Consider the following 12,980-nt stretch of genomic DNA (forward strand, 5'->3'; position numbering starts at 1 on the left):
TTGACTGTTGCCTGAGCCGCACTGTATAGTGAGGCTATGATCAAAGCCTCGCATTTGGCTAAGCGCTATCGCAAAACGGTCGCTGTTGATGATATCTCGTTTGATGTCGAGGTTGGTAAAGTAACCGGCTTCCTCGGCCCTAACGGGGCCGGGAAATCGACGACGATGCGATTGATGCTCGGTCTGGATCACGGCGGGGGTGCCACTCTTTTTGATGGCAAGCCGTTAGTCGCGTACCCTCAACCAGCTAAAGTCGTCGGGGTTCTTCTTGAGGCAAAGGCCTTTCACCCAACACGTACGCCGAGAAACCACCTTCGGATACTGGCTACGGCCAGCGGAGTGCCACTATCTCGAGTTGACGAGGTGCTGGACATGGTTGGTCTGAAAGACGTTGCCAAGAGGAGCCCGGGTAAGTTTAGTCTTGGCATGAGCCAGCGCTTGGGCCTCGCCGCGGCGATCTTGGCTAAGCCGAAGTGTCTTATCCTCGACGAACCTGCGAACGGTTTAGATCCGGAAGGAATTGCATGGCTGCGTGAATTTCTTAAATCATACGCCGACGACGGTAACGCGGTCTTTGTCTCCTCGCATTTACTTAGCGAAATGTCACAGATGGCCGACAATGTGGTCGTCATCGGCAAGGGTAAATTGATTGCTAGTACCTCGATCAACGACCTGGTCGCGAAGAACGCCAAATCAACGGTGCTCGTTCGCAGCTCCGATCAGACGAAACTCGAAAAGTTACTAGCGGATAAAAAGATAGCCGCACGAGCCACTCATGGAAGCCTGGAAGTCAGTGGGGCTAAGACAGATACGGTAGGTAAACTTGCGTTCGGCGCAGGGATCACCATTCTAGAACTAGCCAACCATGGTGCGTCACTAGAAGACGTCTTCCTCCAGCTGACTGAGGGAGCTGAAGAGTTTAAGGCGCATGACGAAAAGAGGGATACGTAATGCTTGGGACGCTTAGGGCGGAGTTGAGGAAACTGCTAACTGTCAGATCGACCTATTTCGTCACGGGTTTTGCCATTCTGCTGATGGCTTTTATCGCCTTTTATGGTGAAGGCTGGAGACTGAGCGGCGGCTCGTTAAGTGATCCTACGCAGCTGGCTGGTGATGTTCTAGGTGCGCTTAATCTGGCGGTCTTCGGGGCGGTCGTAGCCGTTCTACTGGTCACTCATGAGTATCGTTACAACACCATCGTCTACACCTTGACTAACAGTAATAGTCGCAGTAAGGTGCTCTTCTCAAAGCTCATTGCGGCGAGCGTCTATGCTCTTATCCTATCAGCCATCATCGGCACTCTGTCGCCAGTCATGGCCTATCTTGGTGTCCATGCCCATGGACATACGCTAGGCCCTCAAACACTGCACTATTGGAATCTGATCTGGCGCAGTCTCTTCTATGGGTGGGGTTATGCCATGGCCGGCTTCCTACTGGCCTTGCTAACGCGAAACCAGATTGCCTCTGTTGTTTCGCTCTTTGTCATCCCCGATCTTGTCGAACAGCTGCTTAGAATCATTCTCAAGCAGAATGTTGCTTACTTGCCGTTTACCGCTCTCAACCAGGTCATCCGAATGGGAGGTAGTATGGATCCCTACTCAAGTACGCTTTCGCCTCTAAAATCAGCGGGTGTTTACTGTGTCTATTTGGCCCTCGGTTGGATTGTTGCCTGGGCGCTCTTCTTGCGGCGTGACGCCAACTAGACAGGCTGGTTTTCGTCATGTCCACCTGCTATAGTCTAGGCCAATGAAGCAGACAATTTCTCGGGTTTTTCGTGACAAAACCCAGAATAAATATGTACAGTTTTTTCGGTACGGGTTCGTCTCGACTCTCGCGCTGGTAGTCGACTTCGGGGGTCTCGTCGCTTTGAAGCAATACGGCCATATCAACTACCTTGTGGCCGCTTCAATCTCGTTCATCGCGGGCCTGATCGTTAACTATTCCTTAAGCCGCCTCTGGGTCTTTCACAGTTCGAAGATCGAAAATGTACGGTATGAGTTTCTTCTGTTCAGCCTCATAGGTCTCGTTGGCCTCGGGTTGACAGATTTGATACTATGGGTGCTGACAAGCGGCCTTGGTTTATACTATGTATTATCAAAAGCCGTCGCGACGGTTATCGTATACTTCTGGAACTTCGGAGTCAGAAAGAGATACGTATTTAACTAGACAAGGGGACTATGGTTAAGAAGAAACAGACAGCAGTTATTATTGGAGCAGGCCCCGCTGGCCTGACAGCCGCATACGAATTTGTTCATAAGACCGATATCAAGCCCGTGGTCTTCGAGAGCTCAAATCAAGTGGGTGGTATTGCCAAGACAGTCAGATATAAAGGTAACCGCATCGATATCGGAGGCCATCGTTTCTTCAGCAAATCGGACGTGGTGATGGAATGGTGGCATAATATCCTGCCCATCGAACAGACAGACGCCTCCAAGACATTCATGTTGAAATATCAGGGGAAGACTCGCGAACTAGTTGGTGGCAACGGTGTTGACCCGAAAAAGACCGATAACGTCATGCTCGTGCGGAGTCGTATGAGCCGCATATACTATGGTGGTAAGTTCTATAACTACCCCGTTAAGCTCGAATCGGCGACAGTTAAGAATCTCGGCTTTATGCGTATGGCAAAGATAGGAGTCAGTTACGTCAAAGCGCGCGCCAAACCGCTTCCCGAAGACTCTCTTGAAAACTTCTACGTAAATCGTTTTGGGCGAGAACTATATAACACCTTCTTTCGGGATTACACCGAAAAACTTTGGGGGATTTCTCCCAAACAGATTGCTCCAGACTGGGGTGCTCAACGGGTTAAGGGACTTTCTGTCACCGCTGTCTTGAAAGACGCTGTCACCAAACAGTTCAAAAAATCTGGTGGGGATATCTCACAGAAGGACACTGAGACGAGTCTTATCGAACATTTTCTCTACCCGAAGCATGGGCCGGGCCAGATGTGGGAGGTCGTCACGGACATCGTTATGAAGAAGGGCGGCGAAGTACATCAGAACTCCGTAATTACCAAACTTCATGCCGAAAAAGGAAAGATTGTAAGCGTGGACGTGCTTGATCTGAAGACCAACAAGGTAAAGAACGTCAAAGGAGACTACTTCTTTTCGACCATGCCTGTCAGGGAGCTCGTAGAATCCATCGATGGTGTCAATGTCCCGAAGAACGTCAAAGAAGTTGCCGACGGGTTACCATACCGGGACTTCATGACCGTTGGTCTGCTTGCTAAGAAACTGAAGATCAAGAATGAGACCGACCGCAAAACAAAACATAACATCATCCCCGATAACTGGCTATATATTCAGGAACCTGGTGTCAAAGTGGGTCGCATCCAAGTATTCAATAACTGGAGCCCATACCTTATCAAGAATCCCGATAATGTCTGGATAGGCCTGGAGTACTTTGTCAATGAGGGTGATGAGCTTTGGTCTAAAAAAGATAAAGATATGGTCGAGTTTGCTATCGATGAGCTTGTAAAAATCAAAGTGTTAGACAAGAAAGATGTTCTTGATAGCGTAGTCATTCGTTCCAAGAAGACCTATCCAGCTTACTTCGGGACATATAATCGATTCGATGAGATACGAAAGTTTACCGACAAATTTGAAAACCTCTACTTAGTCGGCAGGAATGGTCAGCACCGTTACAATAACCAAGACCACTCCATGCTCTCTGCCATGGAGGCCGTAGAAAACATTCGTACGGGACGCAAGGACAAAGAGAATGTCTGGAGCGTCAATGCTGAAAAAGAGTATCACGAATCTAAATAGGCGAAGTTCAAGATATGGTTGCCATCTCCCGCACCACTAGTCCAAGCAGGCGCAGTGCGACGGCCCAAAGCAGCAGCAAGAATCAACCTAGGGCCAGAGGCCTTATCAGATACGCATGGGCTTTATGGAATAAGCTGCCCGAGTCGTTTCGTTGGTTTGTCATCTGTCTGTTTGTTTCGCGCATTGTTCTTACGCTTGCCGGCTACTTCTTACTCCACATCGTTGACCTGATAACCATCAACGCCAATACCCTCTACCCGGCCTGGCAGATTTTTGGACCCCATAAAGACATTCTTGATGTCTGGTTTCGCTGGGACTCGGTCAACTACGTTGAGATAGCCAAGTACTGGTACGCTGGTGGTGGTTTCTTGCAGTTCTTCCCGGGCTACCCAGTCTTTATCTGGCTCTTCCACTTGGTCATTCCGAACTGGAAACTGGCCTCATTGGCGGCAGCAAACACACTTCTTCTAATCGCTGGCTGGTACTTCTGCAAGTTAATGTCGTTATGGGGAGTAGCAACGGAGAACCAACGGCGAGCTATCGTCTTCTTCTTCGCCATGCCGACCGCTTTCTTGCTCTCCAGCGCCTTATCGGAAAGTACTCTGTTGGCTTTTGCTTTGGCTGCTATCTACTATGCTTCTGCCAAAAGATGGTGGTTGGCTGGCCTCATGCTTCTTGTCGCGGCGGCGACCAGAAGCACTGGCATCTTTGTTGGTATCCCGCTTCTCGTTATTGCGTGGCAGCAAAGTCCACGTCGCTATCCCGCGATCATCAAGAGGGCGTTACAGTTAAGTCCGGCCCTACTTGGCTTCGGTGCGGTTATGTATATTTCAAAAGTTCGCAGCAGCCACTGGCTTACCTTTGCGACGATCCAGCGCACTGCATACGGGCTTCACTTGGTTAACCCATTGACCACCTTTCATCTCGGCTTTACGCTCCACCAACCGCAGTACCTATTTACCGTTACGCTCCTTACGTTCCTGGTCGGGTTCGTAGCGTTCATAGGGGTCTACTGGCTACGCAACCTCAGTCTCTGGCTCTTCTCCCTAACCCAGGTTGGGCCGCCCCTTTTGCTCGGAGTTAACATATTTTCGAGCAGTCTTCGTTACATCATCATGACTTTTCCGTTCCTCGGTCTCTTATTGGCAACGATTGCCAAGCCGAAATACGACAGTTTGCTCGTTATGTGCCTCATGATGATTCAGGTAATTGCCTTTGTTGCCTGGATTGCTAACTGGGGGATCATCATCTAACAACCCATGCCAGGTGGATGAGCGTGGTACTATGTCTGTATGAGAAAGCTCGTTCTTCTTACTTTTATCTCTCTCGATGGGGTGATGCAAGCCCCTGGTGGGCCGGAAGAAGACACCTCAGGAGGTTTTAAGTACGGCGGCTGGACTTTCCCGTACTTTGACGAGTTTCTGGGTAATGTTATGGGCAAGCAGATGGGGATGCCGTTTGATCTTCTTCTAGGCAGGAAGACGTATGACCTCTTCGCCTCGTTTTGGCCTAAGCAGGACACCAAGACCAACCCCGCTGCGGAACCTCTTAACAAGGCCACAAAGTATGTTGCTGCCAACACGACTATCAAGCTGGGTTGGGAGAATTCAGTGCTTCTGGAGGGTGACGTCGTTGCCAAGATACGGGATTTAAAGGCGCAAGATGGCCCGATCCTACAGGTTCATGGCAGTAGCAATCTTATTCAAACGCTTCTTAAGAATGACTTGGTTGACGAGCTGTGGCTCAAGATCTTTCCTGTAACTCTTGGCAAAGGCAAGCGTCTATTTGGTGACGGTACTATCCCGGCGGCCTTCAAACTAAGCGAATGCGAGAGTTCGCCAAAAGGGGTGATTGTGGCTACTTACGAACGTGCCGGCGAGGTTAAGACAGGTTCTTTCTCCGACTAAGGGAAGAAGTTCATGAAGGAGCCCGTACCTGCGAGTACGGTGACTTCCATATCCACCCAGTAGGTCTGGAAGAGATCGTCGACGTAGAGATTCGGATATGCGTTTGGGGGACCTACGGCGAAGATAGCCTGGCCTGGGCCCGATCCAGCCTGTTGATAGTAGTTAGCGGTTTGGGCGTTGGCGACATCCGGTGCATAGAGAGGCCCACTGGTAATACCGCTGGCGCCGTCGCAGACCGGGAAGTCGCCGCGTAGTGACCAACCCGAAAGAAAATAGTAGAGCGACTTTGCCGACCACTGATCAGGAGTTGCGGCTCCGTTGTAGACGGTAACCCGGTACTTACCCGGTGGTATGACAGCTCCATTGAATGAGCATGAGACCCAACCGCTACCTGCTGCTCCCGACCAACTTGGTGATGCGTTCTGAGCGACCAGTTGCTGAGTGGTAGTACTCCAAACGCCGCACTCGGTGGCTAGCTGAGCGGTGCCGGTAGGCGAGAAGTACCAAATCTTGTTGAGAGTAACGGGCGTGCTGACATCGATCTCGGTCCCAACTACGTAGTTGACCGCTGAATCGCCGCTTGTCAAATGCTGGCTCCCTCCGTTATTGGGCCAGAGACGATACGTACCGGTGTAGCTTGCTGGAGCCTGATCGGTAATCTGAACGTCAACCCAGAAGTTGTCGGTATTCGAACCACCCTCGGGACAATTAGTTGAAGGATCGTTGCCGGTCGTACTAAAGACGCCCTGGAAGTTGCCGTAGGGAGCTTGGTTGGTGCCTGTTTTCCCATAGGCATTGAGCGGCCCGTTGCTGATTCCTGCGGGGTATATCTGACCCGCGCCCCAGGTATTGTTGGTATCCGGGAAGGGCCCGTTACAGCCGATGGCCGCGATGTATGTTGTGCCGACCGAAAGAAGAATTGGCTCAGGAAGGGCTATATAGTTCCACTGCCCAGCGGTAAGCGTGCCTGAGGTAACTACGCTGTTGGGGACTAGCGTAGGTGCGGCGCCATTTAACCCGGCTTGCTGCCATAGGGCGCATTTAGTGGGCCCCGTGTTCTGGAAACCGTCCGATCCGCCAGAATTTTGGGCAACCCACCACCAGTATCCCTCAAACCAGAGATTGCCTGCGAGAGTTTTCCAGACAACTCCCGATATAAAATTGCCCGAGTAGTTGACTGGAGTCGACGGTCCGTTGACGCCGTTAAACAATCTATATGGAGCCGCACTGCCCGAGTTTGACCTGACGCTGATGACGCCTGCCGTCCAGTAGTTGCTGGCTGAACCGGTCTGGGCCCAATCGTAGCTTGTACCAGCTGACGAGGCGATCTGGTAGCCGGCCCAGTAGTTATTTACCCCGTTGTTGGTCGCCGTCCAACCGCCAGGCGCGGAAGCCGAGCCGCCCTCGATAGCCGCCGCGGCTAGTACGAACTCGTTGGCAAACTGCAACTGCCCGGTCGCCCCTGAATCGACAGCTGTCCCGGTGGTCGTCGCCGCGTTGCCCATTGTGACGATCGGGTTGTTGCCTAACCCTGCAACCTCATAGGCGATCGTCCCCGTTGCCGTCATGCCTGTCCCGCTCGGCGTAAAGCCCCAACTAACAGAGCTCGAACCGCTAGGGCAGTTGGGCATCAGCCAGATCGAGTGGCCGACTGAGGTAATCCCGCTGTTGTTACTTTGGAAACCTTGCAAGACGACCGATCCATTAACGGACTGGCCGCCAAGCTTCAATCCTGAGACGCTGATTACGGTACCTGCGGTCGCCGTCGCGTAGGCGACGAGAACGACGGAATTACCAGCCGTTACGTTGGAAGCAAAGGTAGCCGTACCTGTCTGACTGGTGGCCGTTTGAACGACAGAAATACTCATAAAGTCATATGTTTATGCTTAAAAGTATAGGGATAAATGGGGATGAGATCAATTGAGAAGGGTGGCTAGTTGAGCGTCTTCTCGATCTCTTGAATGGCCGGATCACATGCTGAGCTCGGCATGTTCTTGGTCAATTTACAGATGGCCGCCGTTATCGTGTTAGCCGCCCCATCGGCACCTTTAGCAATGGGGCTGAACTGGTCACCCATGGACGAGGCGATGCTGTCTGCTGAGAGCCCTTGTAGGAGAGCCGGGCTATACGTTGCGCCGGAGATAACATAGCTCCCCCCGAAGTCGATGAATGGGATAGCACCCGATTGGCTGGAGGAAACATACGGAGGTGAATCATAGGTGTTAACAAGCGCAGACTGTGCCGATGTCGGTGTCTGCAAGGTAGTAAAACCAACGCCGGTCGGTATATTTGTCTCAATCTCGACTGGAACGAATGAGATATATGGGCTGGTGTAGGTCGAGCCATAGAATGAAAGCGTCTGAGTGTTCGGATAGACGTCCGTCGTTGAGGAGTGGGTGACACCGAGTTTGCTGAACGTCCCGAAGCGTGACAGGGCAGCAACCATCGCCCACCGTTCTGTTGCGCAGTAAGGGCAGTACTCAGCTCCTTCGTAGAAGACCTCCGGTTTGCCATTTGAGATAAGAGCGGGAGCGGAGATATGTTTTGGGCGGCCATCGGCTGTGCCCTGACCTATACCATCGAAAACCGAGGCAGGTATACTGGTTACTTTCTGAATCAGTGAGGCAGGAGCCGAAGAGCTACCGGACCCCGACGAGTTATTGGAGTTGCCATTGGTAGTACTGCCATGTAAAACCAAAAAGAGAAAGACACCGACTACAAGCAGGACGCCGATTATTAGGAACTTTCTTTCACCTATTGCTGATTTTGCCATGTCTACGCAGCCTCTGTTAGTTGCTAGTAGTATACCAGGCGTGACTGATGTTTTGCTTTCTTTTCTGGACAAGTTGTCATAATTCTTCTACGGTAAATCTAATGAGGGAATGTTTTTAGAACGTGCGCACAGACGAGACATTCTACCCCGGCTTCCGAGGTTTTCGAGATGAGCAGCTACTTATCCCATCTGATGAGCTGACAGATGATGACAGGCAGCAAGGCCGACAAGAGGACGAAGAGTTTCGCCATTACCAGATCTACCCATACATTTACCCGGGCGATAAAGATCCTCGGACCCACAGACCAGAAGATACAGTCTGGGATGAATACGTCGACTTCGTAGCTCAGGCGCGAGTACTAGGCAAATTTACCTCCAGGTTGGTGGTCGTGCCTGGGAGGCGTGGGACTAAAGAAGACCCTGAGTATGAGGATATTCTTCGTAGGGTATATCAAAAGGCTCATGAAGCAGGTGAAAAGGTCCGCATCGCGTGGTTTGAAAACGTTGTCGCTCATCTCGAAGAGCACACCAGTCAGTCAGTAAGTACTGCCAGACGAGTTCTCTCGCCACTCTTCCTATCATATGCTGTCGGTGTTCACTCTTACGAACCTCATGAGAGCTCGTGGACTATCATCCCCAGAGGTGTCAAGAGACAACTCGGTAGAACTGCCGCTGTCATGGTGGCGTTGATGAGCTACGGACGGGATAACCAGCTAGATCTCGATGAGACTCCGTCGTTTAGGGGTATGAGAGTCTTTCGCCGAGAGTTGCCTGAAGATATTGACCGTTTCATAGCCGCCCTTGACGATATCTATGAGGATCCCGTACTAAGCAAGCGCCTCTACGATGATCAACCGGAATAACTGAGGCCGGCCTGTTAGCGAAATCACAGTCGATAACATAAGAAATTTGGCCGATGATGATACACTGGTATGAGTAAAACGTACGGGGGACTTCTAGAGAAGAACAAGTCTTATGGCGCGACTACCAACACCCGGTGGAGACAGCGGTACCTGGGGCACCGTATTAAATGACTTTCTTGAAGTTTCCCTTAATAGCGACGGCACTATTCAGACGGGCGCAATCAGTTCTGCTGGTGGCGAACTTACTTCCAATAAAGGGAAGCCTTCAGGCTATGCAGGCTTAAGTGGCAGCGGATTCGTCCCATCGGGGCAACTCGGTACCGGCGTTGCCTCGAGCAGTAACTTCTTGAGAGGTGATGGCACCTGGGCGACTCCCAATAGCGGGAGCAGCACCTTAGCAGCAGATACCGATGTTTCGATCAACTCGCCGACAAACGGACAGGCGCTGATTTACAATAGCGGTTCGAGTAAGTGGACCAACCAAAACGTTAACCAGCATGCGATCGCCGTCAAAAACTCTTCGTACATCCTGACCACAAATGACGAAGTAATCCTTGCTGATGCGACTACGGGGCCCTTGACGATAACCCTGCCAACGGCGACCGGTAATACCAACCTCTACGACATCAAAAAAGTTGATAGTAGTAGTAATACGGTTACGATCAGTGCCAGCGGTGGGCAGACTATCGACGGTGGAGGTACGGCAGTAATTAAAGTCCAGTATGCCAGTGTCACACTCGTGGCAGCTGGCTCCAACTGGTATGTGATCTAAGTTGAAATATGAGTTACAATCCACAGAATCCGAACGGGCAGACAACATCGGCGAACTCCTCGCCGGTGGTCATTGCAAGCGACCAGTCTGCTTATCCAGTGACTGCCAATGCGGGCACCAATCTAAATACCTCGCTTCTAGCACTAGAATCTGGCGGCAACTTGGCCACACTGGCCGGTACTGTTGCAGGCGGCAAGATCAACGTCAACTTTGCTAGCGGCTCGCTGCCTGCAGGTTCGAATACGATTGGTAATGTCGAGATTACAGATGGCACAAACACCGCTAATGTTAACGCTGTCTCAGGGAAGAATGGTCTTTATGTTACTTCAAACGCAGCTACAGGCTCACCAGTACCAAGCACAGCGTATTATCTCGGTGTACTCAACTCAAGCGGGAACTTGACTGGAGTCTCTGCGGCTGGACAGTTCGGAGACGGGGTTACTGGGAATACCTCAATTGCCACTGGGCAGATAATCTATAACGGATCCTCGTATGATCACCTGCGATCAGCCAACGCTGCGGCGGGTACGACCGGCACTGGCCTCGTGGGCTCAGGAATGCTTGGTTACGACGGGACAAATTGGCAGGCGGCAGGTATCGCTGATACGAACTCAACCACGGCAGGTATCGCTGGAGCCTCCCAGCTTACAGCCGGTACAGGTGTTACGACCTCCACCATCAGCCTGAGTGCTGGAACGCCAAACTCTAACTGGTACGACATGCTTAACTACGCCTGGGTGTCAGTTGAAGTCCTGACGAATGCCGGTGGGGCGACCATCTCGTGGCAGACAAGCGGCGATGCCAGCGAAACGACGACTGACCAGTTCGCAATGCAACGAGCAGCGTCAGGTGTATCGACGAGTACGACAGGGGCAGGCCAGACGTTCCATGGCCCGCGAAGTGGTAGGTACTGGCGTATCAGTACTAACTTATCAGGCGGCAACACTGCCACCTTTGTCGTTACTTTCTTTACGACTGCCAGCCAGTTGCCGGCAACCTTTGCAACCCAGTCGGGCACTTGGACCGTCGGCGCTAACTCGGCGACTGGCAGCTCGTTCCCAGCGAACGCTTTCGCTATTGGAGCTAGCAATGGCTCGGGCAATCTTCAGGCCGTCAATATGGTGACTCCTGTTGATGCGATGGCCAACACTGCAGGCGTCGTAACCACAGGCGAGAACTACGCTTACAATGGCACGACGTGGGATAGACAGCGTTCTGCGACGTCGGCTTCGGGCACCACGGGTACAGGTCTTCTTGGAGCAGGAGCGATGGGTATCTACAATTCATCCGCTCCAACTGCAAACAGCGGCGACTACTACCAGCTTCAACTCGACTCGAGCGCCAACCTGAAAGTTAACGTAGCAGCCGGGGGGTTCAACTTTACCCCGACCACTTCCGGGGGTGTATCAGTTGCTACATCTACAGCACTTTCGAATAGCGCGGTCGCTGTTAAGGCGACAGCCGGCCAGGTCTACGGCTGGTATATCTACAATCCAAATTCGGCCGTTTCGTTCGTTCAGTTCTACAACTCAACCACGGGGAGCACCGTCGTAGGGACTAGTGTAATAAATCCGATCGGTATCCCACCTGGTGGAGCCTCGAACATCGTGGCCGCTTTCGGCATAGCATTCTCGACCGCCATCACCATAGCCGCTTGCACGACTGCTGGTGGCAACACGGCACCTGCGACAGCCTTGATTGCTAATATCTACTACGACTAATGTCTACTACCTATCGAAATTCTGCAACCGCCAACACCGGAGCAAATGCGGCTTTGAGTCTAACTATTAACACTCCTTCGGGTATCCAGCCAAACGATATCCTGCTTGCCTGTATAACCACCAACGGTACACCAACCCACACTCCTCCGGCCGGCTGGACGTTGGCCAAGAGCCAGAGCGGGTCGAGTAGCATCAAGATGAGCGTCTATCAGCGCCTGACAATTGGCAACGAGGCCGCTAGCTACCAGTGGACATTTGGCAGTAGTGAACAAGCCTCCGGTATCATCATCGCGTACTCTGGCACGGACACCTTCGGTGCGTTACTTGGTGCAAGTACGTCAAATGGCACGTCAACGGCTTCGCTTGTTTCGGGTTCCCTTAACAATACCTGGAGTGGGTCTGCCGTCATCTTCTATGGGGCCCAGAATGCTACCGCATCCTCAACGATCACCGGATCAAGTGGCTACGCCGTCAGAGCCGATACCTGCACAACCGCTTCAGAGTTTGTCGAGACAGCCGTACAGGACAAGTCTCGAGGCTTGCCATGGGGTGGTAACGGCGGGCAGACAGTGACATGTTCTCAAACCGCAACTGCGTACGTGACTATCTCAATGCCCATACAGGACTCGCATATAAACACCCCACTCTGCATCGACAACTCATCCGGGACAGGCTTTGCGGCAGTTGCTAGCCAAGGAGTTAGCTACATCAGCAACTATCCAAACGAGCTTCTGGTGGCACTCATTGCCATCGAGACCGGCACTGTAACCGTCTCGTCAATTACTGGGGGGAGTCTAACTTGGACGAAGATTACCTCGGTGACTACTCAGGGTGGCGATTGTGAGGCGTGGTATGCGTTCTCGCCGGCGGCTTTCCCCTCCGGCATCTCCTTTACCGTTAACTTTTCGGGTACAGCCGCCAATGGTACGGCCGCGATACAGGGCTTTGCCAATGTCGATATGTCGAGTGGTAACGGTAGTAGCGCTATAGGCGCTAGTAATACGGCCAACGGGGCTACGAGTAGCCAGCCGACCGTGAACCTGACCTCAACGAGAAACAACTCCTGGACGATTGGCATATGCAACAGTGCTAACTTCACAGGCCTCAGCTCGGCGGGCACCAACTGCACGGCTCTTCATACCCGACAAGATGCTTCTTCGTCATCGATATTCCTTAT

12 protein-coding genes are annotated in these 12,980 nt (G+C 52.0%); 10 read left to right on the forward strand and 2 right to left on the reverse strand.

Annotated features, from left to right (window positions below; all coding sequences use genetic code 11):
• Positions 1-36 precede the first annotated feature (36 nt).
• From VGS28_00245 to VGS28_00270, 6 genes are read left to right on the forward strand one after another with little or no spacing between them, the layout of a single operon-like run.
• On the forward strand, positions 37-951 hold the full coding sequence (locus VGS28_00245; GenBank protein ID HEV2412222.1) for an ATP-binding cassette domain-containing protein: 915 nt from the start codon (positions 37-39) through the stop codon (positions 949-951).
• On the forward strand, positions 951-1,703 hold the full coding sequence (locus VGS28_00250; protein HEV2412223.1) for an ABC transporter permease subunit: 753 nt from the start codon (positions 951-953) through the stop codon (positions 1,701-1,703). The genes VGS28_00245 and VGS28_00250 overlap by 1 nt, the downstream gene beginning before the upstream one ends.
• Positions 1,704-1,746: 43 nt before the next feature.
• Positions 1,747-2,166: a GtrA family protein gene (locus VGS28_00255; protein ID HEV2412224.1), complete on the forward strand. Its 420-nt coding sequence runs from the start codon at positions 1,747-1,749 to the stop codon at positions 2,164-2,166.
• A gap of 11 nt (positions 2,167-2,177) precedes the next feature.
• Entirely contained in the window at positions 2,178-3,767 is a 1,590-nt protein-coding gene (locus tag VGS28_00260) for an NAD(P)/FAD-dependent oxidoreductase (protein ID HEV2412225.1), read from the forward strand.
• A gap of 14 nt (positions 3,768-3,781) precedes the next feature.
• Complete coding sequence (locus tag VGS28_00265) at positions 3,782-5,020, forward strand: hypothetical protein (GenBank protein HEV2412226.1); 1,239 nt, start codon at positions 3,782-3,784, stop codon at positions 5,018-5,020.
• 39 nt (positions 5,021-5,059) lie between these two features.
• Entirely contained in the window at positions 5,060-5,674 is a 615-nt protein-coding gene (locus tag VGS28_00270) for a dihydrofolate reductase family protein (protein ID HEV2412227.1), read from the forward strand.
• Here VGS28_00270 and VGS28_00275 read toward each other — a convergent pair.
• Both VGS28_00275 and VGS28_00280 read right to left on the reverse strand, forming a co-directional pair.
• Positions 5,671-7,542 (reverse strand): hypothetical protein, encoded by a 1,872-nt coding sequence (locus VGS28_00275; GenBank protein HEV2412228.1) that lies wholly within the window; start codon positions 7,540-7,542, stop codon positions 5,671-5,673. The two genes, VGS28_00270 and VGS28_00275, sit on opposite strands and share 4 nt — an antisense overlap.
• A gap of 65 nt (positions 7,543-7,607) precedes the next feature.
• A complete protein-coding gene (locus tag VGS28_00280; protein ID HEV2412229.1) occupies positions 7,608-8,447 on the reverse strand; it encodes a DUF929 family protein in 840 nt (279 codons plus the stop codon).
• Between the two features lie 122 nt (positions 8,448-8,569).
• Here VGS28_00280 and VGS28_00285 point away from each other — a divergent pair, with 122 nt between their 5' ends.
• From VGS28_00285 to VGS28_00300, 4 genes are all read left to right on the forward strand, one after another.
• A complete protein-coding gene (locus VGS28_00285) occupies positions 8,570-9,310 on the forward strand; it encodes a hypothetical protein (GenBank protein ID HEV2412230.1) in 741 nt (246 codons plus the stop codon).
• A gap of 112 nt (positions 9,311-9,422) precedes the next feature.
• Entirely contained in the window at positions 9,423-10,082 is a 660-nt protein-coding gene (locus VGS28_00290; protein HEV2412231.1) for a hypothetical protein, read from the forward strand.
• An 8-nt stretch (positions 10,083-10,090) separates the two neighbouring features.
• Positions 10,091-11,803, forward strand: coding sequence for a hypothetical protein (locus VGS28_00295; GenBank protein ID HEV2412232.1), 1,713 nt, complete (start codon positions 10,091-10,093; stop codon positions 11,801-11,803).
• On the forward strand, positions 11,803-12,980 hold a 1,178-nt coding region (locus VGS28_00300; protein ID HEV2412233.1), incomplete at its 3' end, for a hypothetical protein. The genes VGS28_00295 and VGS28_00300, both read left to right, overlap by 1 nt.

It is taken from the genome of Candidatus Saccharimonadales bacterium (assembly GCA_035945435.1).
Classification (GTDB): Bacteria; Patescibacteriota; Saccharimonadia; order Saccharimonadales; family DASZAF01; genus DASZAF01.

What these genes read in the sequence shown, in the direction of transcription:
- VGS28_00250 (HEV2412223.1), top strand. Translation starts at nt 951, where the DNA reads ATGCTTGGGACGCTTAGGGCGGAGTTGAGGAAACTGCTAACTGTCAGA.
- VGS28_00290 (HEV2412231.1), top strand. Translation starts at nt 9,423, where the DNA reads ATGGCGCGACTACCAACACCCGGTGGAGACAGCGGTACCTGGGGCACC.
- VGS28_00255 (HEV2412224.1), top strand. Translation starts at nt 1,747, where the DNA reads ATGAAGCAGACAATTTCTCGGGTTTTTCGTGACAAAACCCAGAATAAA.
- VGS28_00280 (HEV2412229.1), bottom strand. Translation starts at nt 8,447, where the DNA reads ATGGCAAAATCAGCAATAGGTGAAAGAAAGTTCCTAATAATCGGCGTC.
- VGS28_00270 (HEV2412227.1), top strand. Translation starts at nt 5,060, where the DNA reads ATGAGAAAGCTCGTTCTTCTTACTTTTATCTCTCTCGATGGGGTGATG.
- VGS28_00245 (HEV2412222.1), top strand. Translation starts at nt 37, where the DNA reads ATGATCAAAGCCTCGCATTTGGCTAAGCGCTATCGCAAAACGGTCGCT.
- VGS28_00260 (HEV2412225.1), top strand. Translation starts at nt 2,178, where the DNA reads ATGGTTAAGAAGAAACAGACAGCAGTTATTATTGGAGCAGGCCCCGCT.
- VGS28_00275 (HEV2412228.1), bottom strand. Translation starts at nt 7,542, where the DNA reads ATGAGTATTTCTGTCGTTCAAACGGCCACCAGTCAGACAGGTACGGCT.
- VGS28_00265 (HEV2412226.1), top strand. Translation starts at nt 3,782, where the DNA reads ATGGTTGCCATCTCCCGCACCACTAGTCCAAGCAGGCGCAGTGCGACG.
- VGS28_00295 (HEV2412232.1), top strand. Translation starts at nt 10,091, where the DNA reads ATGAGTTACAATCCACAGAATCCGAACGGGCAGACAACATCGGCGAAC.